We start from the raw sequence: 22,717 nt of genomic DNA, 5'->3' as shown, positions 1-22,717 counted from the left end.
GGTCAGTGCCCGTAGAACATCTGGGCATTGCCGGACTGATAACCGTTCGGCCGTGTCAGGAAGCGCCGGCGTAGTTCGGCGGCCTGCGCGGTCGCGGCAGCGTCTTCGGCCGATTTGAGATCCTGCGCGCGGGCCTGGGACGCCAGAAGCGCCGTCAGATCGCTTATTTGCTGGGCCTGCAAAGCGAGGAGCTGGTTCCCGGCCTGGGTGGCGGCGAGGGCGCCATCCGCGCTCTGGCTGGCGGTAACGAGGGCCCCGAGTTGGGTTTGGTAGTTCGCCGAATTGCCAAGAACGGTGGCCTGGGTCCGCATCGCATCCTGCAGGCCGCCCACCGTATTTTTCCATCGCGTTTGGGCACCGGCGATGAGTGCGCTGTCTGTGGACGAGATCGACGCTGGGCCATACAACGACTGGAAAGCCTGATCAATCTGACGGACGTCATAAGCGATATTCTGGGCCTGAGCGATCAGAGCCTTTGTCTGGTTCACCGACTGTTGCAGTTGCGTCAGGACCGATAGGGGCAGGGTGGTCAGGTTGCGTGCCTGATTAATCAGGGATTGCGCCTCATGCTGCAGGGAGATGATCTGGTTGTTGATCTGCTGAAGTGTGTGGGCGGCAGTCAGGATGTTTTGTGCGTAATTGGCGGGGTCGAATACCGTCATTTGCGCGTGGGCCGCGGGGATGACCATCGGTAACGTTGTCGCGGCAAGGGCCAGTAAACCCCGAAGGGCGGAACGTCGGTCAGGCAGGGTCATGGTGTGCTCCATTGTCTGAGATTGAAACGAGGTCGGCCGCCCAGGTCAGTCCCTTGAAGCGGAGCCAGTCGGCGAAGAAGCGATCCGGGGCGCCCGCCTGCCACAGTCGGGTGATGGCTGACTGGTCCTGCGGCGACGAGGTCGCGCACAGGGCCAGCGCCACGTCGCCCAATCCCAGTTCGAAAAGGCGGCTGCCGACGGAAGATTGCAGGTAATAATCGCGTTTCGGCATGGCGCGGGCGATAAGCTGAATCTGGCGGCTATTCAGGCCGAATTGCCGGTAGATGTCTGCGATCTGCGGTTCCAACGCATTGGCGTTTGGCAGGAACAGGCGTGACGGGCAGCTTTCGATCAGGGCCGTGGCAATGGGACTGCTGCCGATGTCGGCCAGGCTTTGGGTCGCGAAGATCACGCTGGCGTTCGCCTTGCGCAGGGTCTTGAGCCAGCGTTTGAGCTGTAGGGTAAACCCCGCGTTATCCAGTGCCAGCCAGCCTTCGTCGATAATAATCAGCGTCGGTGACCCGTCGAGTTGGCCCTCGATACGGCGGAAGAGATAGGCGAAGACGGCGGACGCCGCCGGCGTACCCACGAGCCCCTGGGTTTCGAAGACGCTGACCCTATGGAAGGCCAAGGCGTCGGTCTCTGCGTCGAGGAGCCCGCCGTGGGCGCCGCCGCTACAATAGGGTTGAAGTGCCTGCTTGAGGGGCTGGGACTGGAGCATCACCGACAGACCGGTGAGCGTGCGTTGGGCTTCGGGTGCCGTGGCCAGCGCATTGAGCGCGGACCAGACATGTTCGCGAACGGCCGGTGTGAGCGCGACGCCTTCATGAACCAAAATGGCGGCAAGCCAGTCGGCGGCCCAGCTGCGCGCCGCCGGATCATCAATACCACGTAGAGGTTGGAGTCTGACGGGCGCGTCCTGGCTGTCGCCAAGGTCCTGCCAGTCGCCGCCCATGGCCAGACAGGCGGCGCGCAAGGAGCGTCCGTAGTCGAAGGCGATGATGCGGGCGTCGGGGTAACGGCGGAATTGAAGCGCCAGGAGCGCGAGCAGTACGGACTTGCCGGCCCCGGTCGGTCCGACGACCAGGCTATGGCCGACATCGCCGACATGCAGGGAGAGGCGAAATGGTGTCGTGCCCTCGGTTTTTGCCAGCAAAAGCGGCGGGCCGGCCAAGTGTGTGTTGCTCTCAGGGCCGGCCCATACCGCGGATGCAGGCATCATGTGCGCGAGATTCAGGGTTGAGATCGGGGGACGGCGTACATTGGCATACAGGTGACCGGGAAGGGAGCCCAGCCAGGCATCGACGGCATTGAGGGTCTCGGGAATACAGGTGAAGGCCCGGGCCTGGACAACTTTCTCACATAACCGCCGTTTTTCGTCGGCGATCACGGGGTCTTCGTCCCAGACGGTTACGGTTGTCGTGACCCAGGCATAGCCGGCATAGTCGGCGCCAAGTTCCTGCAAAGCCGCATCGGCGTCGGCCGCCTTGTTGGACGCATCGTTGTCGACCAGTACTGCCTGTTCATTGGTCATGACCTCCTTCAGAATGGCGCCAAGGCTTTTGCGTTTGGCGAACCACTGGCGGCGAATCCGGGTGAGCTCAGACTGCGCGCGGGTCTTGTCCATGAGGATGGCGCGCGTAGACCAGCGGTAGGCGAAGCCCAGACGATTGAGGTCGTCGAGAATGCCGGGCACGGTGCTCACCGGAAAACCGGTGATGGACAGCAAGCGCAGATTTGATGTGCCGAGCATCGGCGCGAGACCGCAGGTGAGCGGTTCATCGGCGAGCAGGACGTCCAGGTGCATTGGGATTTCGGGCACGGCAACCGGCTGACGGCGTGTTGACACGGTCGAGTGGAGATAGGTGAGGGTTTCCTCATCACTGAGCCAGCGGCATTCCGGCATGAAGGCTTGAAACTGGTCCGACACGCGTGCGGACTGCTCGCGGAAGGTGTTGACCAGATCCCACAACTGACGCGCACCTGAGGGCGCCCCTTCGAATAGCCAGCTCTCGGTTGCGGCGGTGGTGTCCTCGGGCGGCATGTAGGTGAAGGTCAGAAAGTAGACGGATTCGAAGTGCGTACCATCGGCCTCAAAGGCCGCCTTGCGTTCCGCTTCGACCATAGCCGAGGCGGCGTCGGGGTAGCTGGAACAGGTGTAAGACTGCGCCGAAATCCGTCGCGCCTCAATGAACAGTGCCCAGCGTTCGCCCAGACGTTTGAACGCAAGCGAGAGGTGCTGGCATATGGCAGACAACTCTGCCGGAACAGAGCTGTCGAGGTCCGGACCGCGAAACGTCAACGTCCGCTGAAATGACCCATCCTTGTTCAAGACGATACCGGGCGCGATCAGGGCGGCCCATGGCAGGTAGTCGGCAAGATGGCTGGCGCGCTGGCGATATTCGGCGAGATGGAACATGGGAGGCTTTCAGGTGTCGAGATGGGTGGGAAAGCGAAGGTGGCGTCGGGCGACCTCAACGAAATCCGGATCGTAGCGCGCTGCCCAGACGGCCAGGGCGTGGCCGAGGACCGCGAACACGAGACCGGCCAACCAGAGACGCAGGCCAAGACCCAGTGCCGCCGCCAGCGTTCCGTTGATGATGGCGATGGCGCGTGGCGCGCCTGCCATCAGGATCGGATCGGTGAGTGCCCGGTGAACGGGTGCAGCAAAATCGGCAGGCCGTTCGCCGTTGGGATTGGGGTCGAACGCCATCAGACCAGGGCTCCGCCGCCGAAACTAAAGAAGGTCAGGAAGAAGGACGACGCGGCGAAGGCGATCGACAGGCCGAAGACGATCTGGATCAGGCGCTTGAAGCCGCCCGAGCTGTCGCCGAAGGCCAGGGTCAGGCCTGTGACAATGATGACGATGACGGCAACGATCTTGGCCACCGGTCCTTCGATCGACGTCAGAACCTTTTCCAGCGGCGCTTCCCACGGCATGCCGGAGCCGGCGGCGAAAGCCGATGAAGTGTAAAGCCCGAGGGCCATGACTGACAGGGTGACCAGGGGGGGGCGGAGGCGAGACAACTTGAACATGGGATGGTCCTTTCAGGTGTGTGTGTAGGGTTGGAACTGGTAGATGCCGGTCTCGGGAAGCGGGCCCAGGCGGACCAGCTCTGAGATCCGGCGTTGCGCGCCGCGTCCCTGGAGGACGACGACGAGGTCGATTGTGTCAGCGATCAGGGCGCGCGGCACGGTCACCACGGCTTCCTGAATGAGTTGTTCGAGGCGCAGCAGGGCTCCGAGTGCTGTCCCGGCATGCAGTGTGCCGATACCGCCGGGATGGCCCGTGCCCCAGGCTTTGAGCAGGTCGAGCGCTTCGGCACCGCGAACCTCGCCGATGGGAATGCGGTCGGGGCGAAGGCGAAGGGCCGAGCGTACAAGGTCGGATAGGGAGGCGACGCCGTCCTTGGTGCGCAGCGCAATCAGGTTGGGGGCCGCGCATTGAAGTTCGCGGATATCCTCGATCAGGACAACGCGGTCGCCCGATTTGGCCACTTCCGCCAGGAGGGCGTTAGCAAGGGTCGTTTTGCCGGATGAAGTCGGGCCGGCGACTATGATATTCAGCCGGTCCGCGACGGCATGTTTCAATGCGCTGGCCTGGCAATCGTCCATGATGCCGGAGGCAACGTAATCGTCGAGCGTGAAGACAATGGAAGCCGGCTTCCGGATAGAGAAAGCGGGGTTGGTCACGAGCGGCGGTAGCAGGCCTTCGAACCGTTCCCCGCCTTCCGGCAGCTCGGCCGAGAGACGTGGTGACAAGCTATGGGCTTCCGCGCCGATGTGGTGGGCGACGAGGCGAATGATGCGTTCCGCGTCTGCCGGCGAAAGCGTGTGACCGGTATCCGCCAGTCCGGACGTCAACCGGTCCACCCACAGTCGGCCATCGGGATTGAGCATCAGTTCGACGACGCTGTCGTCGGCGAGCATGGCGCCGATGTGCGGTCCGAACGCGCTATGCAGCATTCGCGAAAAGCGGCCGGGCGTTTCGGTAGACAGGTGAGACACGGACATTGACAACCCCAGAAGTCATTGCGACAACTTGTGAGGTTGATTAAGAAAGCCGGGATTTTGCGTATGACAACAACGGATTTGTGCCAGCGTACTGTGTCGCAGGAATAGAAAGCTGGTCGTAGCGCCGCCTGGCGTTCAGAACCAGGACGTAGAGGCTTAGGGTGACCAACTACAGGATCAGGAATGGTCGCTCAGCAAGGCGGCCGAATCTATGATCTCGATCAGTAGCGCGCCAGTGATCGTCGCCGTCAGGGCGAGACGCCGCCTGGCGGCTCGACGGAGCCTGCCCTGGCGGGCGGAGCAGAGCGCGGTCCGGCGGCTTGGCCGGACGGCGCCCCCCCCCCATTTCCTTATCGGGAAACGCTCTGACGAAGTGGACCAATCGAAACCGGCCCAGGCAAAAGTATAACCCCGTTCCGGCGGGATTTGCGGGTGCATTCCGTGGGGAACGACCTATATCTGGCGTGTCGCCGTCATTCTTGCCCCCCTCGAATACGGCGGCACAGCGGACGCTCTGCCCCCCAGGGCGTCCGCAACCCCCTCAAGCTCAGGTCTTCCCCTCGGTCACGCCCGATCGAAACCGCCGACATGCCGCGCGCTTCACCGCCGATGGCCTGACAGACACCCCATTCAGATATCTGGTATCGCGTGGTCGTGGTCGCCGGATGGTTTTTCGCGTCCGGCGCGAATTCCGGCGTGTCCTCACACATCGCATTTTGTTCACCCGGTTATGGCCCAATTCAGTGAGAATTAACGGAAATCCCGCAGAGTGGCGGAGCGCTCAGTGCGCTTTCAAACGAATGGGGGAGGGGAACCGCTGATGCTGCTGCTCGTGACGGATCTGGAAGAGAAGCGCGCCGCGCAAGCCGCGCTCGAGCAAACCGTCCGTGCCGGTCTGGCCGATCAGGGTTTGCGCAATATCGGCTTTCCCAGCGGCAATGCCGATGAGATCATCTATTCCAATGGCGACGGCGACCTGTGGGCCGCTTTCGCCGCGGTGGACGGCGCCGCGGTGCCCCGCCGCTGGAACGCATTTGGCGTCTTCGATCCGAAACGCCATGCCCAGATGATCACGGTCGAGATCAATATCCCGACGACCTCCAACTCGGCGCGCGTCGCCGGCTTCTTCGCCAGGGATGCAGCGACCGGCCAGGTCTTCCTCATGCACGACGGCAGTGTCGGCGGTGGCAAGCCGGGGGTCGGCCGCAGCGCCTTTCTGTTATGGTCGAAAGCCGACCCGGAAGAGGTGTACGGCGAAGGCGGCGAGGTCAGGTCCGGTGTGATCATCGGCGCCGTCGATTCCGACGATCTGACCGGCCGGCTGTGGCGGTTCGTCCAGCTCGTCAAAGGCTTCAAGGATGCCGTGAAGCGCGGCGACCTCGACGATCCCGAAGTGCGCAAGGCGATCGCCGAATGGGACAATTTCAACAGCGAAAGCGCCGGCCGCCGCAAGGGCCGCCGGCGCGCCGAGATCGACTACATTTCCTATCACGGCGAGGTGGTCGAGCGCCTGTTCGAGGAGCGGTCCGCGCGCTGCCGCGACGGCGAACGCGTGCTCAATAGCCGGCTGATCGATCTCTATGTCCGCAACGGGCAGACGATGACCGAAATCTATGAGGTCAAGACCGGCACCGATCGCCAGTCGATCTATACGGCGATCGGCCAGCTTGTCAGCCATTCGGTCGGGGCGGCCGCGGACGTCACGCGGACGCTGGTCATCCCGGAAGGCGCGCTGCCCCCAGACCTCGACCGGTGCCTGGACTCGCTTTCGGTCCGCGTGCGTCGCTTTACCCTGTCGTCCGGCAAGGCGCCGAAAGTTATCTTGTCCTGAACTGACAAGAGGGGGTCCGGTAATAAGGATCATGTCGAGATAACGGGCCGCCAGGGGTTCATGGCCGGACGACAATTACAGCTTGAAGGCAGGTCGATATTCAGTAGAGCGGTCGCTATCCTGACCTGGAGAGGTGGCATGACGACGACTGAGGAAAGCCCGAACGCGATCGGACTGGCGACGGACCTGACGATTGCCTGGCTGAACAACCCGAATACCCGCGCCACCGTTGAAGAGGTGCCCCACGCCCGCCGCTGCTAGTGTGGCAACAGACGGGGCCTTTACGCCGGTGGTATCGGTGCGCCGGTCGCTGGCGTCACCTGATCACCTCATCAGCCTGATCGACGGCAGGCCTTACAAGACTCTGCGCCGCCACCTGTCCACCAATGGCCTGGCGCCGGAGACGCTACAATCTGAAAGCGGACTATCCGATGGTCGCGCCGGCCTATTCGGCGACGCGGCGCGCGATGGCGGAGAAGATCGGTCTGGGCCGCAAGCCCGGCGCAAAGGTGGCCCCGAAGGCGAAAAGAACCACCACGCCGAAGCCGGATTGAAAGGGGCGTCCGGAAAGAAACAGCGGACTTTCCGCCATGCCTCTGCTGCCGACACTGATGGAACGGATGTCGCGTACGATTGTGCCGTCTTCTTAAGAATTACAGACCATGCGTTACGTTCACAATCGTACCATCCTCTTTTGATATCCAGATTTCAGCTACACCGCCCTTGTGATTTTTCTTTAGAGTTCCCTTGACCACCCATATACCTTCTTTGGTCAACGTTGCTGTCAGCGGCTTTTCGGACTTGATCTGCTTTTCGCCGTAAATAGACTCAAGTATCACTTCGGCAATCGCAATCGCTACATCGGCTGATTGAACGTAGCCTCCGGGTGGCTTGTAGGTATGCGCCAGGCTGTGGTGTGGGGCAAATGTAAGTGAGAGCGGAATCAGAAACATCATTAAAATGTAAGTACTTATTTTTCTCCTTGGCATCTTTTTCCTCTTTGAGTTTTCAATTAATTTAAGCCTTTGGTCTTTCGATTTTCACTGGCTTAGGCTCCGCTGGTGGAGGTGTCGAAGGTGGTTGAAGTATTGTCACCTTGGGCGTGCCATCGGTGTCTTGGTTATTTGAGCTGCCGTTCGGGTCATACGCTTTAACCGAACCAGATGGAGTGGAGAGGTAGCCTTTTTCTCCGTCTCCGCCGTTATCGTTGCGATTTCCCTCCATGTCACTGTGTGAAAAGTGCTCGCCGTTATACCTACCATTTTCGGGATGCGAGTGGTGATCACCAGCGCCCGTCGTAAACCAGGGCGGAGAACGTGTCGGCACGCTGGATCGATCACCTCGGCGCTGGGTATACCCGAATGTCCCATCTCCTCTTCGAAACACCTCTCCGCCGTATTCTACTTTATTTCCATCTGAATCGCGATTGCGTGAATCATCTGTTCTTGCCCGATCGTCATTGGAAGCTGCTACCCCGGCTTTGTCCTGGGTCGAATAGCTACACGAGTTAGGACAAAGACCGGTCGGATCGCTGCGATTTATCGGATCTCCGCCAACATACGCGTAAAGATTTAGGTCGGCTTCTGATCCAACGGGATCGGTTTGGAGGAAGCGCCCGAACTTCGGATCGTAAACGCGTGCCTTGTAATAATAGAGGTAAGCCTCGGGCAGGACCATCTGTCCGGTATAGCCGAAACGTGTGCCGGACCAGGTTTCCGCATTGGCGCTGTTGCGCGGTTCGCCATAGGCGCCATATTTGGTCAGTCCGCCGGTGACGAAGGCGCCGGTGGCGCCGACATAGCCGATGATGCTACCTTGGTAATTAGTGTAATAATAGCGGCGATCGCTGTCATCCGCCCCCTTAAGCCAGACGACCGGATCATCTGTGCCCGAACCGAAGATGTAACGTGACGCCGGTGTAGTGGCGCCTGTCGCATATTCGGCGATCAGGTCGGTGCCGTCGTAGAGATAATCCTTGGAGCTGGTTGCGGTCGTGGTTTTCGCAAGCCTGCCTTCGGGGTCATAGACGAGTGAGATGTTGCTGGCGCCGCCAGATACCGTCAGCAGACGATTATAGATGTCATAGACGAAGGCGCGAGGCGCATCCTTGGTGAGGTTGCCGTTGGCGTCATAACCGCCGCTGACGGCGGCTATGGCTGCGTCACGATTGAGGCCATCAAAGGTGCGGTTCTCAGCAGTCGTCGCTGTTTCGACATAATCAAAGGCCGTGCTATTCGAGGCCCAGGTCGTGATCTGGTTGGCCGGATTGTAGGCGATGGCCCCCACAGTGCCGACCTTGCCCCAGGTGATATCGTAGCCGGCTGTTGCCTGGACGTTGGCGATGCCTTGCAGTCGTCCGAGGTTGTCATAGGCGTAGGTGGTCGTGCCGCCGGCTCCAGAGGCTCCCCGCATGAGCAAGGTGCGTTGCCCGAGGTTGTTGTAACCATATCCATACAGAACGCTCGCCAACCCATTCAAAAAAGCTTTTTTTACCCGGTTCAAATTGTCGAGGTCGTAATTGACAACATAACCGCTTGCGTCCGTCATCTGAACACGGGTGCCTGCGGCATTATACAGATAGGAAATCGTGCGGTTATTCATATCTGTTGTCGTGGCCACCCACCCCAGCGGATTATAGGTGTAAGAGACGCCGGCTCCCGTGTAAGAACCGAATGCCTTCTTCTTGACGTGTCCCAGGATATCGTAGGTGGTGTAGATGTCCTTTTCCGAGGCATTATAGGCACCGCCGGGGTGCGCGGGCACATCCGCGATCACTTCGCGGTTCAGCTTGTCATAGGTGTAGGTAATGGTCTGGCCATTGCGCCGACGCCAGGTCTGCCGATTGCCATTGAGGTCGTAGGTGAACGCCTCGTAATCGGCTGTGCTGGACGTCCCGGCCCCGCGGGTAGTTACGGGATATTGGATGGTCGAAAGTCGATCAAGATCGTCATAGACGACGGTCGTCCTATTGCCGTTGGCGTCGATTTCAGACGACTTCAAACCATTGTTGGTAAAGGTGTAACCGGCGTATCGTCTAAGATCGGAAGTCCCGACGGCCTGAAATATTGCCGTCAGTTGCGACGCCGAATTGTACTCGTTTTGGGTGACGCGATCAGGACCAAATGTGCCGATTGTCGGCGAGGGCGCGCAGGGATTGGCCGGTAAGGCGGTGAATGTCGCCGGATTCATGCGGACGACTGAACAGACCTGTCGACCTGACGTGTCGTAGCCGAACTGTGTCACGGACACCGGCGTGGAAACTCCATTATTGTAGATCGCTTCTTTTATTTTCAGACCGGAATTACCGTAGGTCACCTCTACATAGGAGGTGCGGCTGAAATCTGAGCCATCAACGGCCTGACCGGTACCCGTTTCCGTTCTGATTTCCTGGCCCGCATCGTTATAGACATGATATACGATCTTGCGCTGAAGGGCGCCGGCGTCGTCCGGATCGATCCCGATTTCATATACAGGCCGGCGAAGCAGATCATAAGTCGTGTAAGTCGTATCCCCGGTGCCGGCTAAAGGGCCGTCCACGGACGCGACATCTCCCAAGGGGGTGTATGTCTTTCTTGTGGTCGTGCTGACGCCGGCTGACGTTATCGTTACGGCAGTCGGGTACAGGTTGCCAGATAGCTCGAACGTCGTGACGATCTCGTCTGTCCCGCCGGTGCAACTGGCCAGAGTCCGGCACTGAGATATTTTGTCCAATACGTAAATCGGGGAATCCGCATCCACCGGGAGGCCGCTGCTGTTTTTTATACGGGCGTATTTCGCAGTATAATGATAGCGAATTTGCGGGCGAACGCCGCTATTGTCGGGCGGCATGGTAACCGTCAGAACCTGACCATTATCAGGGTCGTAGGTGTAGTCGGTTTCATTGTTTTTGGCATCGAACGTCGCTGTTGGCTGATTGCACACCTTGGGGTTGCTGCATGACGCCGGATAGGTCGCCCTGTATATAACATCGCTCAACCCGCTACCAGGCTTGGCCTTGTAAGTGAGCTGGGTTACGTTGCCGCGCGCATCATAAGTGTAAACTTCGATGTTGCCTTCGGGATGCGTGACCTGTGTGATGCGGTTGAAGCTGTCGCGGAGGTAATTTGTCGCATTTCCATTAATTGTTACGACAGCGGGCGAAACCTGATTTACGTAGTGGCTGGCCAGTTGCATGGTATACCCAGCGGCAGCACCATTCGTTCCGGGAGAACCGTAACCCGCACTGGATAACCACGCATGGGTCAATCCACTGCCGTTAAAGCCGTAAATCCGGGACAGCGTGTCCCCTACAACGACATTTTGAACTTTCCCCTCGGAGAACGCCGGCGCAACTTCGTTCGTCCAGAGGTCATTGTATGTGACGACCTTGGAATTTCCTATTTCGTCAATCAATCTGACTATATTTTTTGTCTTCGTCTGACTCGCGCCATATGGATTATAAATAGTCAGTTCCTGATCGTAGACGCGCTTACTTAATTTCCCAAGCGGGTTGGTAACAGGTCTCGTGAGCGAATAATAATTAACGCCGCCCGCTGTGGACGATGTACTCGTGGACACTCCCATTGTGGCTTTGGGCCATGACAGCGCCATCCCGGTGCAGGCTTCGGCGTTCGGGTCGCAATATTCCATCGCGGTATTTACGGCAGTTATGCTCAAGCCCCCCGCTGTATCCGGCTGGCCCGAATATTTGAGCATCAGACCTCGGTTAGAAACGACGGATTTCAGTCGAACATATTGTATTCCACTCGGCGGCGTAAGCGTCCGATAGATGTAGCTGATCTTTTCACCGGTGGGGTAGGTAACAGAAGTCAGAACGCCTTCGTTGGATGGAACGCCAAGTTTTCCCGCCATCGACCTCGAGTATATGGCGACGGTCCCATCCCGCTTGGTGTATTTGTAGCCATTGGCGGCCGCGTCGTATACGAACGTCGAGCCGGTGCCTTGGGTGGAGGTGAATAGTCCTCCCGCATCTGTAAAAATCTCGGTCTCGCCATTCACCGACACCTTCCAGGACACTACGCCCCAAAAGAGATCGCCACTATGGTCAATAGCCCCGGAATTCTCATCGGTTCCCGGGAAATTGCGGTAGCTTGCCGTTAGTTGGTGGCCATGCGTTGTGCCTATCGAAACGAGCGGTTGGTTATATTCAATATCCCCTGAAGCCAGATCGATCCCATACAGATCGCGTGTCGTGACTGCTGGCGGCGTCGTGGGACCCGTCAATGAAGACGGCGGTGTCCCGCCGGATGTCGGCGAGGTGCCTGGTGGAAAGGCTTGCGCTTGAGCGTCTGGGGTCGCTAACGCTAAGAATAATAAAAACGGCGGGACAATCGCTAGATCGCGAAAGTGGTCTTGTAGAAATAACTGAGCTTGGGTTTGGCGTTTTGTATCGGAACTGTATTTTACGGTTCTACAAGCGAACGAAATAGCCATAATACCCCCCCCCCGAGAAACATCTACAATCGGAAGATGACTCAATTTTGGGGTGTGTGACAAGAGGACCAATTATTTATTTTTTAGAAATGCCTTGAAATTTGATCGTAATGGCTGTGTCATTCGCACAAATGAAGTGGGGAGTATAATGTCCAAGGTCGGTAAAGTGGGATTTCGCAGGCGGATAAATTGGTCCAAAGTTGTTATGTGCAGCGTTGTTGTCGTTGGATTATGTGTCAATTCTTCTGCTTTGGCCGGGAACACTGTCTATCAATACGACACATTAGGGCGGGTGGTTAAAGTCACCTATCCTGACGCCAAACAGGTTTGTTACGCCTACGATTTCGCGGGCAACCGTACGCAAGTAAAACGGCAAGCCACTGGCACTTGCGCGGTCGCCATTGCGACGGTGACCACTTCGCAAACTACGGCGGTCATGTCGGCGGATGCGCAAGACGCTCAGATGGAGACGCTGAGCGAAACGGCTGCGGCCCCCGAGGCTGACGTTGGGGGTGAGCCTGCCGTCACCACTGATGAATCCGCATCGGGCAATTAGCCCAATCGTCCGGAAGGTCCGTTCGCCAGTCCCAAGCCGCATAAACATGAACGCACTCTACGCCTCGGTACGAAGGTTTGTCCGAGGCATTGGGCTGGGGGTCGGGCGCTCACGCGCGACCGTGTGGCTTGATAGGCTGAGGCCCAATCAACGCAAAGCCGTTGCCATTGCCGGATCACTGCTATTGCACCTCGGTCTTTTGCTGCTGCTGATGCCGTCGGCGAAAGGGCTGGCCAGCATAGGCTCGACAGGCGCTGGAAGCATCGATGGCGCGGGCACAGCCGTCACGCTGGTCGATGCCTCGGAGTTGGTTACGCCTAAGGCTTCGGAAGCGACTTCATCTGCTACTCAGGCGGAAACTGCGGCCAGTGATGCGGCGGTTGACGAAACCCCGACCGAGGCGGCTGACACGTCTGAAAGGACCGATGAGGTCAAGCCGGCAACGGAGAACCAATCCGCGTCCGAAACGGAGACAGTACTGTCGGATAGCCGGGCGCCTTCGGATAGCTCGATGGAGGCCGCCGCCGGCGCCCACGGTCAAAATGGCCAGGCCAACACCGAACTGTGGAACGCCATCGCGCCGTGCTGGAACCGGATCGCTGACAAAGACACCCTCAGCGCCACTCTGACGATCAGCTTTGCGGCAGACGGTGGCCTTGCCGTCCCGCCAGTCATCGAACGCAATCCCGATGTGCCGATCACCGACCAAAGCCTGCAATCGGAAGCCAAGGCCCTTGCGGCCCTGTCCGCGTGCGGTCCGTATCCGATGGTAAGCGACCAGCAGAATATCGCCGTCGTCTTTCCTGTGTTTTTGGCACAGTAAACCTTCGCGCAGATCGCGTCGCCTTAGCGATCGACGCCGGAGGGGCCGCCTTTCGGAAAGAACCGGTGCGAGGCCTCGGCGATCTGGCTGGTCGGCGTTGCGGAGCAGACGATTGACGCGCCTGCGCATCGAATCGAAGCTTTCTGCCGTCACTATCCGGGCGCCGAAAACCGCCACGGTAATTTCGCGCTGGCTGGCGCCGGCGCGGGCGCCGTCCCAGGCTTGCAGCGATCGGACGCGTTGCGCAACGATCGGGTCGGGGGGATAAAGGGCGTGGGGGGCGGCCAAGACGCGCGATACCGCACAGGCGGCATAGGGGCAGGATCGCGGCGTCGAGGTGGTTCAGCAAACCTGCCGCTCATTGCGACCGACGGGTCTGTTGCGACATGATCGGTGCGATGACAGCCTGCTCGATGCCCGGACAAAGACGCGAAATAGCGGAGTAGACATGCTTTCTCAGCGGGCAAAATATGCCATCCGCGCTGCGCAGGCGACAGAGCTTACAGAGCGAATTAAGACGCCCTTGCACTTCGTTTATGGCATTGTACTCGAACTGCGGCAGGAAGGATTTCTCGAATCCAAGCGCGGATGATCGGGTGGCTATCGTCTGAACAAGCCGTCTGACATGATTTCGATCGCCGATCTTATGAGATAGATTGACGGGTCAGAATGGCTTCCGAAAGCGCCTGCTCTAAGGCCAGATCTCCTGCGGCCAATCTCTGTCCCAGGGTTTCCATGAATTGGTCATATCGCTCCGTTGCGGAGGCGCGGGCGGCAACAGCAGCTTGCTCCGGCAAGGGCGGGTTGGCGCCGAGCCATAACCAGACATAAACCATGAAAGCCTCAATCGAGATATTGGCATCCCGCTTCATGCGGTCGAGTTGCCGTTCGATGGCGCCCAGTTTGCGAACCATGACGGCTTCCCGTTGTTCGGGATCGACGAAGGCGGCGACGGCCGCCTCGGCCATGACGGAGAGTGGCTGGCGGCGGCTGGCGGCATAAGCGCGCAGATTGGCATATACGCCTGGCTCAAGATAAACGGTGACACGGATCTTTTTCATCAGGCCCTCACAGGTCCACGCCATCGCCCGGGTCAAGGCTTGCCTGACGGGCGACAGACAGTTGCGATTTTTGTAATCCCTGGAGACGTTTCACCCTTTCTTCGAGTTCAGAGCCGGTCGGCCCGAAATCGAATGGCAAGGTCTCCGGCGACTTGGTTTTTTTCTCTGGCACCAGTTCCGGTGTTTTGCGAAGCTCCACCGGCGACAGCGCTATGTCTGTCTTTTTGCCCTGTGGCACGGCGACGTCTGTTGGCTGAATCGGCGCCAATTCACTCCAATCGTCCGTTGCCACAGTTGGCAAGGTAGGCATGTCCAGGGGCGGCAAAATGCGCTCCTTGAAGTTGGCATCCTCGAAATAGCGCGCCTTTCTTGCGCGGATCGGCGCCAGGCCCGCCGCCATAATGACCTCGTCGGCGGGTGGAAGCTGCATAACCTCTCCTGGCGTGAGCAGGGGCCTTGGGGTCTCGGATCTGGATACCATCAGATGACCCAGCCACGGGCTCAGGCGATGGCCCGCATAATTTTTCATCGCCCTTAATTCGGTGGCCGTTCCCAGTGCGTCAGAGACGCGTTTCGCCGTGCGTTCGTCGTTCGTCGCGAAGCTGACGCGGACATGGCAGTTGTCGAGGATCGAGTTATTGCTGCCGTAGGCCTTTTCAATCTGATTGAGGCTTTGGGCGATCAAAAAGGACTTGATGCCGTAGCCGGCCATGAAGGCCAGGGCGCTTTCGAAGAAATCGAGCCGCCCCAGGGCAGGGAACTCATCCAGCATCAGCAGCAGCCGATGGCGCTTGCGCGCAACCAGATCTTCGGTCAATCGCCGGCCGATCTGGTTAAGTATCAACCGGATGAGCGGTTTGGTGCGGCTGATATCAGAAGGCGGAATGACGAGATATAGCGACACGGGGCTCAGGTCATCGACCAGATTGGCGATACGCCAATCGCAACGGCTTGTGACCGCAGCGACGACCGGGTCGCGATACAGTCCAAGGAAAGACATTGCGGTCGATAGGACGCCGGACCGTTCATTGTCCGACTTGTTCAACAACTCGCGCGCGGCCGACGCGATGACGGGGTGAGGGCCCGCCTCGCCCAGATGCGCGGTTGTCATCATGGCTGCCATGGTGGCCGACAAGGAGCGTTTCGGATCGGACAGGAAACTGGCAACGCCAGCGAGGGTCTTGTCGGTCTCCGCGTACAGGACATGCAGAATAGCGCCGACCAGCAGGCTGTGACTGGTTTTTTCCCAGTGGTTCCGGCGCTCCAGGGATCCCTCCGGGTCAACGAGGACATCTGCGACGTTTTGCACATCGCGAACTTCCCATTCCCCTTTGCGTATTTCCAGGAGGGGGTTGTAGGCGGCAGAGCCGGTGTCGGTCGGATCGAAACGTAAGACCTTGCCGTACCTGGCGCGATAGCCCGAGGTCAGATGCCAGTTCTCGCCCTTGATGTCATGAACGATCGTACTGCCGGGCCAGGTCAGAAGGGTTGGGATGACGAGGCCAACGCCCTTACCGGCTCGGGTGGGCGCAAAGCAGAGAATATGTTCAGGTCCGTTGTGCCTGAGATAGTTCGCGTGAAACCTGCCCAGGACAACGCCGTCCGGACCCAGCAGGCCGCTGCGGCGAATTGCGTCTGCGTCCGCCCAGTGTGCCGAGCCAAACGTGTCGGCTGTCTTGGTCTCCCGTGCGCGCCATACAGACAATGCCAGAGCGACCGCTATCGCCAATATGCCGCCCGCGGCGGCGATGCAGGCGCCCTCCATGAAGATCGCGGGGGCGTAGGCGTCGAACTGATACCACCAGAAGAAGAACTCGAACGGCCGATAGATGGGGAGGGCGCTTAACTGGAACCAGGGCGCACCGAGTTCAGGCTGGAAGGCCAGGCGCCAGGCGGTCCATTCGGTCGCCGCCCATACGGCGAGCAAGGCCGTGGTCACCACGGCGACAATCTGCCCCCACATTATTTTGGTCGCTGCCATTGCGCGCTCCGTCAAAAACAGACGGCCAGAATGCTGACCATGTCAGGGAAGACAAGGCCACGACCCGTCGCAGCGTAGGATTAGAAAGGCATTCGCAGTAATAGAAAGGTGCTCAGCGCCTCAATGGGTCGTTCGGGGCGGACCACGGGGCTTTCTGGCGCGGGTGGCGAACGCGTGTCGCTGAAGGGTGATGTAGTCAGACTGACATTTCGTGATGCACAACCGGATGCGCTTGGCGAATCCGGTCAGTTTCCGGTGGTCACATTCGGTCGCCAAGGCCTCAAGCGCCCTGATGACGGTCTCAGCGTCCGACAGATCGGGTGGCTTTTCGTTATCTTCAGGCAAGGTTTCGACCTTCTCGTGGTGGCCGAAGCATACCCAATGGACTGTAAATGCCGGTTTTCTCGCAAGCGCGCGCATACTGTTCAATGGAGACATCGATACAGGCCGCCTGGATTTTCGAGTGCTCGCCGATCTGATGGGGTACGCCTAAACGACGCAGGGTTATGCCGTTTCGTTCGAATACCGATCGCAAGATCAGGGTCGGCATCAGACCAATAATACGATCAATCCCCTCGGACAGGGCGTATTCCAGATAGCCGACAGCGATGTGTCGAAGGATCTGCAAGCGCTTGTCGGGGGGCAATGCGCTATCTATGCAAAAGCGGGTGCCTTCCCAGGTGCGGGGCAGGGTGTAGATGAGCGGGTCGTCGACCAGGGTGAAAAAGTGCTCGCTGAGCATGCAGCGCCCTTCGACGGGGAACAGGCGGCTGCACCCTAAGACGTGCTTTCCATCCTCGCTGTAAACCAGATGGGTTGCCGCAAACGCATTGTCGAACTCATCGTATTCCATGCCGTCGATGGTCTTGACTGCGTAGTGCTGTCGGTCAACGAACTCCTGATAGCGCAGGCGATGAAGGCTGAAGAACAAGTCCGGCGAGGACGAGATGGTTTTGTACGATATTACCGAAAGCATTGAACCCTCCGTGTAAAGATACGGAAGTCTGATCACAAGTTGATGCGAGTCGAAATCACCCGTTCGGGTTACAGGGCCTGTCACGTTTCCCTTCTCAAGTCAAAGTGACCGTCAACGCTTTCATGAAGATGCGCGCACTGGTGCCTTAATGGTCCGCACAACTGTTTGGAACGACGGCTAACCAAACTGCCTGCCAATACGCTCGTATCAATCAAGTGGAGTTCAACTGTTGCAGCAGTTGGGTTGTTCATTGGCGGCTCATTGTCAGCTATTTTCGATATGCGTGGAGCCTTACCTGAAGGCCGCTGGGCCGATTCCGAGGATGCCTCTCTTTTCCAGACACATTGACTATACTTCGGCGCCGTTGCTGAATTTGATGAGTTCACGGGCTAATCCAGCAGTGCGCAGTGGGGGGCATTTTATTCTCGATGTCCGGTTTCGGGCTTGCAATGCAATCATCAATGAGATGTCCGGAGCGGGGCGCTACGTGGATATGCAGCGTCGATCCCGGGTTGAGCGCAAGCCAACAGTAACAATACTATTCGTCCTGGCGAAATCCCACAAGAACCCAATCAGAAGGTAGTCGATGCCATGGCATGTCAGGGAACCTCGCCGCGTACTCTTCCTTCACCCTACGCGCTCTCCAGATAGGGCCGGAGACGTGCCATTCGCTGGGTTCTGCTCCAAAATCGGCGGTTAAGCGTTTTGGAATGTGATATTCCGCATCCCACACCGCCATTTGTTCAAAAGCTTGAATTTTAGGATCTTCGACCCGCGTGTCGTACGGCGGCAGGCCGTGCTGGTGCACCGTAACGGTAAGAGTCCCTACCGGCCATTGCACTGCCGGATGAGGAAATTTTAGGGTGCTCGCAAGTGAAAAGCGACCCAGTCTTTTCCAAAATCCAGAACGTAGCGCGCGACCGATAGAAGGGTAAGAAACCGATACAACCGACATTATGGGTGAGGCTAAAACGCCTTCGCCCGATAAAATTTCAGAATCCCTAATCCGAAAGAACCCCACTGACTTATCGGATGACACTTGGCCATAATAGATCCAACCGGACTCGCCTGCGACTGCATAGAGAGTTCCAGGTGTCATATCGGCCCGGGCTTTTTCAATTTTTTCAAACATGTCGGATGCTTGCATGGCCCGTTGCAGCGGGCAAGATTTGAGCAAGAATTAGTCGTTTCCTCAATCATAAATTACGCAAACTCTCGAACGCCACGTCTGCTTTGGAGTATCGATCCCACTATCTTACGGCGCAGGTTTCACTTCCGCATTGGGGCGCGGAGGTGAAGCACTGTCGCAGGCCGTGAGGTATAACAGCCTTAACACCTATATTTTGGAAATTGTGCGCGCTATACCAAGCGCGAAATTATTGAATTTTTCGCCAGTTCTGTCGCCGACATTTCCCTCCCATCGCCGAAGCCCTCCCGTTTTCGAACTGAAGAGCGCCGACATATTTGAGGTGTTTGGTAGCGGTCAACGATTTGCGTGAATGACATCAGCCGGAGCGTAATATACCGTCGTTACCTCACGTTCCATGTTAGCGGTCCCAATGGGGCTCTGCAACGAAGTGTCCCCACCAAAGTATCCGAGAAAAGGGCGATCTCATGGCGACCGCCTTATCGATATTTGGATATTATTGAATAAAATCAGTCCTTCAAAAAGTGTTACATTGGTGCAACATACTTTAAACGTTTTTAATTAATTTAATCATTAGGTATTTCACCCGCACCGTTCATCCGGTAGCCTGCCTATGTACGATAATTAAAATCCTGCAATATAATACCACATGCGGGCTTTCCGGCTGATGGGCTCCAACCGTCAACGGCAGTTTAAGGGGAGATGAAATATGAGATTCAAACAGAGTAGAACTGCGTTTCGCGCCGGCGCGTCGCTTTTGGCGATCGCGGCAATCGGATGTGCTTTTCCTGTCATCGCGCAAGATACCGGCGCGACCGGAAATACCGATGCCTCTGCATCAGCCGATGATATCGGGTCGCAGGAAATTGTCGTCGTAGGTGTGAGAAAATCACTGAAAACTGCACAGCAGATCAAGCGCGACTCCGACACGGTTGTGGACTCGATAACCGCAACTGACATTGGTGCCTTTCCGGATAAATCTGTGGCGGAAGCGCTGCAACGGGTCGCGGGCGTAACGGTTGAGCGATTTGCGGCCAAAAACGACGTCATGCGTTTCTCGGCCGAACCGTCGGGCGTGACTGTCCGGGGTTTGCAACAGGTTCGTTCCGAATTTAACGGCCGTGACACGTTTTCAGCCAATTCGTCTTATGGCCTGAGCTGGTCGGATGTATCCCCGGAACTGATGGCGGGCGTCGATACCTATAAAAACCAGACCGCGGAATTGATCGAAGGCGGCATTGCCGGCTCGATTAATCTGCGTACGCGTCTGCCATTCGACAGCAAGGGCCGAGTTCTGGCCTTGAGCTTCGATGAAAGCTATGGCGACATTTCGGAGAAGACGACACCGTCCGTCTCCGGGCTTTATTCCGATCGCTGGAGCACGTCGATCGGCGAATTTGGTATTCTGGCCAACTATGCTTATTCCGATATCATCACCAAGACCCGTGGCACGAACCTGCCGCGCATGATGCCTTTCGAGCCCGGAACTTTCGGAAACGCCGACTACGTCTATATTCCGTCAGGGTTCAACATCAACGAAAACATCTACGACCGGACCCGCAATGGCGCGTCATTGGCCGCGCAATGGCAGAATAATGATCACACTATGACCGTTAACCTGCAATACAATCGTTCTGAATACGAAAATACCTGGACGGAAGATTCGATCGCTGGATCGTTCACCTGGGTTGATCCTGCGGCGACGACCATGTCATCGACCTGGAGCGACCCGCAAATGTTCGCCCCGCCCGACGCGGATAACAGCTGCTTCAACTGTGCGGGTGGCGGCACACCTTTCACCTTCGGTTCCAACGGCCTTTTCCAGACGGGTGTTATCACAAACGGACAAAGCTGGGGTTATGGCGATCTGGACTGGAGCTCCAGCACCGAAGCGTCCGGCTGGCAGCCTACCCAGTATCTGGCCGGTTCGACCGACCAGTTTGGCCGTCATAATCAGCACGGGGTCGACGAGCCTCTTTTTGAACCGTGTATCGTCTCGGGCGGCTCTCATGCCAACCAGTACTGCCGTTACGGCAATTCGCTCACCTCGGGCTCACGCTACTCCACCGAAACCCGGGTTGTTGAAGATACCGCGCTGCAGTTCATTTGGCAGGCAACCGACAAGCTGCGCCTGAATTTCGATGTGCAGCATGTCAATGCAACGACAAACAATTATGACGTCAGCCAGGGCCTCCAGAGCTGGGCTGATATCGGTCTCGATCTGACCGGCGAATATCCGAAATACACCCTTCTCGACCCGTCGCGCATCAACTTGGTCGGCAATGATCCTTTTGCCAATATTAGCAATTATATGCCGGCCTGGATCATGGATCACCGCACGGAGTCCGAGGGCAAGGAAGACGCGGTCCGTATCGATGCACAATACGATTTCGAAGGGACCTGGCTTGACCAGCTCAAGTTCGGTGTGCGCTCGACCGATCGCCATCAGACTCACAAGTGGTCGGCCTATAATTGGGCTTCAATTGGCAGCATGTGGTCCGTCAATGCGGCGGATTCAATCTTCGCGGACTCCGGCCCCACCTATAATACGGATGGCTCCGTCCGCTTCCAGGGCTACGAGCCGAACTACTGGGAGGACCGCTCGCTAAGCCCGGATACGCTTGGAACCAGCCTGATTAATCAGCTCGTCTTCCCCCACATCAAATATGATATCATGAGCAATCCGGAAGCTCTGGCGCAGATATTCTCGATTCGCGGTGAAACCGACCAGGGCGGAACCGCTTCGTCAACCTGGAATCCAATTTGCGAGCGTCCGAACGAACTGGCGAACAGCTGTTTCACTGCCGGTGAAATTCTAGATGTCGATGAAAAATCCAATGCTGCCTATGTCATGCTCAAATTCGGCGGTGATGAGGCAACGATTGGCGGCTTCCCGGTATCCGGCAATGTCGGCGTGCGCTACGTCGAAACGACCGTTCGCAGCTCGGGCGGGATCAACTTCCCGACCGCATTCACATCTGCTCAATTGACTTGTGAGCCGATGACGCCGGAGCAGATCGAGCAACTGCAACCCGGGCAGTATGCCATTACAGCCAATTGCCTGGCGCTTAACTCGCTAGAAGATCAGGCCTTCAGCAACGCCGCCGCCTCGTTGTCAGACGTGGAAACGACCCACATCAACTGGTTGCCAAGCCTGAACCTCAAGGTGAAGCTCGACGACAAGTGGCAGGTTCGCTTCGCTGCATCACGTGCAATGTCACGGCCGGACATGGGCAATTATCGCAACTATATGCAAATTAACCGCGGGAGCATCAACCAGTCCGACATCCGGCAAGGCAATCCGAATATCATTCTCGATGCCAACGGTAATCCTTACAGCTATAAGTACAGCTATACGGGATCGACAGGTAATCCGCGTATCAAGCCGATCACGGCCGACCAGTTCGACCTGACGGCGGAAAACTACTTCTCGTCGGTGGGGTCATTTACCTTTGATATTTTCTACAAGAAGTTCTACGATTATATCCAGCAAGGTACATTTACCGTACCCGTCACCAATAATGGTGTCACCCGTGATGTCCGTGTTCAAGGTCCGGTGAACGGTGATGGGGCTGCCATCAAGGGCTTCGAACTGTCCTACCAGCGCTTCTTTGATTTCCTGCCATCACCGTTTGATGGTCTGGGGATGCAGGCCAACTATACCAAGCTTGTTAATAGCGGCGTGAAAAACAGCCACCTCAATCTCGACACGGCTGATGGTGGCACGACCGCGGGTTCGGCGGAAGATGGCACGATCGATCCGGGCCGCCTCGAAGGCCTGTCTGACGACTCGTACAACTTCATTGCCATGTACGAAAAGGGTTCCTTCGGCGCTCGACTGGCTTACAGCTGGCGCTCGAAATACCTGATCAGCGTTGACGATTGCTGTATCGGCCTGCCGGTATGGAACAATGCGGAAGGCTTCCTTGATGGCTCTTTACGATACAAAATCAACGACCATCTCGAAGTCAATATTCAGGGCTCCAACCTGCTTGGCCAGAAGACGATCTATGTTCAGCAAGTTAAGGGGCCGACGCAGGCGAACCCGAACCAGGAATCGGTCTTCATGCCCGCCGGTTACTACGAAAGTGACCGACGCGTACAGGTCGGTTTCCGTCTGAAATACTAAGGACAGCTTTG

General features: G+C 57.8%; 17 protein-coding genes and 2 pseudogenes. 6 read left to right on the top strand and 13 right to left on the bottom strand.

All coding sequences use genetic code 11. The annotated features are described in order from the left end of the window. Window positions 1-2: 2 nt before the first annotated feature. Genes trbJ through trbB form a run of 5 tightly spaced genes read right to left on the bottom strand, consistent with a single transcriptional unit; the run spans window position 3 to window position 4,769 of the window. The gene (gene trbJ / locus VL130_RS14165; RefSeq protein ID WP_325363619.1) at window positions 3-755 is read right to left on the bottom strand and encodes a P-type conjugative transfer protein TrbJ; all 753 of its coding nucleotides are present in this window, start codon (window positions 753-755) and stop codon (window positions 3-5) included. Beyond that, entirely contained in the window at window positions 742-3,174 is a 2,433-nt protein-coding gene (trbE, locus tag VL130_RS14160; protein WP_325363617.1) for a conjugal transfer protein TrbE, read from the bottom strand. Before trbE ends, trbJ begins: the two co-directional genes overlap by 14 nt. Window positions 3,175-3,183: 9 nt before the next feature. Beyond that, on the bottom strand, window positions 3,184-3,468 hold the full coding sequence (locus VL130_RS14155; RefSeq protein WP_325363615.1) for a VirB3 family type IV secretion system protein: 285 nt from the start codon (window positions 3,466-3,468) through the stop codon (window positions 3,184-3,186). After that, window positions 3,468-3,791 carry a TrbC/VirB2 family protein gene (locus VL130_RS14150; protein ID WP_325363613.1) on the bottom strand — a complete coding sequence of 108 codons (324 nt, stop codon included), beginning with the start codon at window positions 3,789-3,791 and terminating at the stop codon, window positions 3,468-3,470. The genes VL130_RS14155 and VL130_RS14150 overlap by 1 nt, the downstream gene beginning before the upstream one ends. Before the next feature lie 12 nt (window positions 3,792-3,803). After that, window positions 3,804-4,769, bottom strand: a complete 966-nt coding sequence (gene trbB / locus VL130_RS14145) for a P-type conjugative transfer ATPase TrbB (protein ID WP_325363611.1) — start codon at window positions 4,767-4,769, stop codon at window positions 3,804-3,806. An 820-nt stretch (window positions 4,770-5,589) separates the two neighbouring features. Here trbB and VL130_RS14140 point away from each other — a divergent pair. The 3 genes and pseudogenes from VL130_RS14140 to VL130_RS19560 form a co-directional block, all read left to right on the top strand. Continuing rightward, a complete protein-coding gene (locus VL130_RS14140; protein ID WP_325363609.1) occupies window positions 5,590-6,600 on the top strand; it encodes a hypothetical protein in 1,011 nt (336 codons plus the stop codon). 138 nt (window positions 6,601-6,738) lie between these two features. Beyond that, the gene (locus tag VL130_RS14135) at window positions 6,739-6,861 is read left to right on the top strand and encodes a hypothetical protein (RefSeq protein WP_325363607.1); all 123 of its coding nucleotides are present in this window, start codon (window positions 6,739-6,741) and stop codon (window positions 6,859-6,861) included. Window position 6,862: 1 nt separating this feature from the next. Further along, a pseudogene (locus tag VL130_RS19560) lies at window positions 6,863-7,031 on the top strand (MucR family transcriptional regulator); the annotation flags it as partial. 222 nt (window positions 7,032-7,253) lie between these two features. Here VL130_RS19560 and VL130_RS14120 read toward each other — a convergent pair. After that, the gene (locus VL130_RS14120; protein WP_325363605.1) at window positions 7,254-7,589 is read right to left on the bottom strand and encodes an NTF2 fold immunity protein; all 336 of its coding nucleotides are present in this window, start codon (window positions 7,587-7,589) and stop codon (window positions 7,254-7,256) included. A 28-nt stretch (window positions 7,590-7,617) separates the two neighbouring features. Continuing rightward, on the bottom strand, window positions 7,618-12,033 hold the full coding sequence (locus tag VL130_RS14115; protein WP_325363602.1) for an RHS repeat-associated core domain-containing protein: 4,416 nt from the start codon (window positions 12,031-12,033) through the stop codon (window positions 7,618-7,620). 148 nt (window positions 12,034-12,181) lie between these two features. On the opposite strand from VL130_RS14115, the gene VL130_RS14110 reads away from it, so the two are divergent. Further along, the gene (locus VL130_RS14110) at window positions 12,182-12,589 is read left to right on the top strand and encodes an RHS repeat domain-containing protein (protein WP_325363600.1); all 408 of its coding nucleotides are present in this window, start codon (window positions 12,182-12,184) and stop codon (window positions 12,587-12,589) included. Window positions 12,590-12,773: 184 nt separating this feature from the next. Then, window positions 12,774-13,412, top strand: a complete 639-nt coding sequence (locus tag VL130_RS14105; RefSeq protein WP_325363598.1) for a hypothetical protein — start codon at window positions 12,774-12,776, stop codon at window positions 13,410-13,412. 99 nt (window positions 13,413-13,511) lie between these two features. On the opposite strand, the pseudogene VL130_RS19555 reads toward VL130_RS14105, so the two are convergent. The 6 genes and pseudogenes from VL130_RS19555 to VL130_RS14080 form a co-directional block, all read right to left on the bottom strand. Further along, window positions 13,512-13,700 (bottom strand): annotated as a pseudogene (locus tag VL130_RS19555) (DNA -binding domain-containing protein); the annotation flags it as partial. A 356-nt stretch (window positions 13,701-14,056) separates the two neighbouring features. Beyond that, window positions 14,057-14,473 carry a CopG family transcriptional regulator gene (locus VL130_RS14100; RefSeq protein WP_325363597.1) on the bottom strand — a complete coding sequence of 139 codons (417 nt, stop codon included), beginning with the start codon at window positions 14,471-14,473 and terminating at the stop codon, window positions 14,057-14,059. A gap of 7 nt (window positions 14,474-14,480) precedes the next feature. Next, entirely contained in the window at window positions 14,481-16,454 is a 1,974-nt protein-coding gene (locus VL130_RS14095) for a conjugal transfer protein TraG (RefSeq protein WP_325363595.1), read from the bottom strand. 120 nt (window positions 16,455-16,574) lie between these two features. After that, window positions 16,575-16,799: a hypothetical protein gene (locus tag VL130_RS14090; RefSeq protein WP_325363593.1), complete on the bottom strand. Its 225-nt coding sequence runs from the start codon at window positions 16,797-16,799 to the stop codon at window positions 16,575-16,577. Further along, window positions 16,792-17,430: an acyl-homoserine-lactone synthase gene (locus VL130_RS14085; RefSeq protein WP_325363591.1), complete on the bottom strand. Its 639-nt coding sequence runs from the start codon at window positions 17,428-17,430 to the stop codon at window positions 16,792-16,794. The genes VL130_RS14090 and VL130_RS14085 overlap by 8 nt, the downstream gene beginning before the upstream one ends. Window positions 17,431-17,968: 538 nt before the next feature. Next, entirely contained in the window at window positions 17,969-18,562 is a 594-nt protein-coding gene (locus VL130_RS14080; RefSeq protein ID WP_325363589.1) for a hypothetical protein, read from the bottom strand. A gap of 724 nt (window positions 18,563-19,286) precedes the next feature. Here VL130_RS14080 and VL130_RS14075 point away from each other — a divergent pair. Next, window positions 19,287-22,706 carry a TonB-dependent receptor gene (locus VL130_RS14075; protein ID WP_325363587.1) on the top strand — a complete coding sequence of 1,140 codons (3,420 nt, stop codon included), beginning with the start codon at window positions 19,287-19,289 and terminating at the stop codon, window positions 22,704-22,706. Window positions 22,707-22,717: the final 11 nt, after the last annotated feature.

Origin of the sequence: Asticcacaulis sp., from assembly GCF_035497195.1 — a bacterium.
GTDB lineage: Bacteria > Pseudomonadota > Alphaproteobacteria > Caulobacterales > Caulobacteraceae > Asticcacaulis.
The sequence above is the reverse complement of the archived record's forward strand: the minus strand, read 5'-3'. Positions and strand labels throughout refer to the sequence as shown.

Coding starts and splice junctions, on each gene's coding strand:
- trbJ (WP_325363619.1), bottom strand. CDS start 755: ATGACCCTGCCTGACCGACGTTCCGCCCTTCGGGGTTTACTGGCCCTT.
- trbE (WP_325363617.1), bottom strand. CDS start 3,174: ATGTTCCATCTCGCCGAATATCGCCAGCGCGCCAGCCATCTTGCCGAC.
- VL130_RS14155 (WP_325363615.1), bottom strand. CDS start 3,468: ATGGCGTTCGACCCCAATCCCAACGGCGAACGGCCTGCCGATTTTGCT.
- VL130_RS14150 (WP_325363613.1), bottom strand. CDS start 3,791: ATGTTCAAGTTGTCTCGCCTCCGCCCCCCCCTGGTCACCCTGTCAGTC.
- trbB (WP_325363611.1), bottom strand. CDS start 4,769: ATGTCCGTGTCTCACCTGTCTACCGAAACGCCCGGCCGCTTTTCGCGA.
- VL130_RS14140 (WP_325363609.1), top strand. CDS start 5,590: ATGCTGCTGCTCGTGACGGATCTGGAAGAGAAGCGCGCCGCGCAAGCC.
- VL130_RS14135 (WP_325363607.1), top strand. CDS start 6,739: ATGACGACGACTGAGGAAAGCCCGAACGCGATCGGACTGGCGACGGAC.
- VL130_RS14120 (WP_325363605.1), bottom strand. CDS start 7,589: ATGCCAAGGAGAAAAATAAGTACTTACATTTTAATGATGTTTCTGATT.
- VL130_RS14115 (WP_325363602.1), bottom strand. CDS start 12,033: ATGGCTATTTCGTTCGCTTGTAGAACCGTAAAATACAGTTCCGATACA.
- VL130_RS14110 (WP_325363600.1), top strand. CDS start 12,182: ATGTCCAAGGTCGGTAAAGTGGGATTTCGCAGGCGGATAAATTGGTCC.
- VL130_RS14100 (WP_325363597.1), bottom strand. CDS start 14,473: ATGAAAAAGATCCGTGTCACCGTTTATCTTGAGCCAGGCGTATATGCC.
- VL130_RS14095 (WP_325363595.1), bottom strand. CDS start 16,454: ATGGCAGCGACCAAAATAATGTGGGGGCAGATTGTCGCCGTGGTGACC.
- VL130_RS14085 (WP_325363591.1), bottom strand. CDS start 17,430: ATGCTTTCGGTAATATCGTACAAAACCATCTCGTCCTCGCCGGACTTG.
- VL130_RS14080 (WP_325363589.1), bottom strand. CDS start 18,562: ATGTTTGAAAAAATTGAAAAAGCCCGGGCCGATATGACACCTGGAACT.
- VL130_RS14075 (WP_325363587.1), top strand. CDS start 19,287: ATGAGATTCAAACAGAGTAGAACTGCGTTTCGCGCCGGCGCGTCGCTT.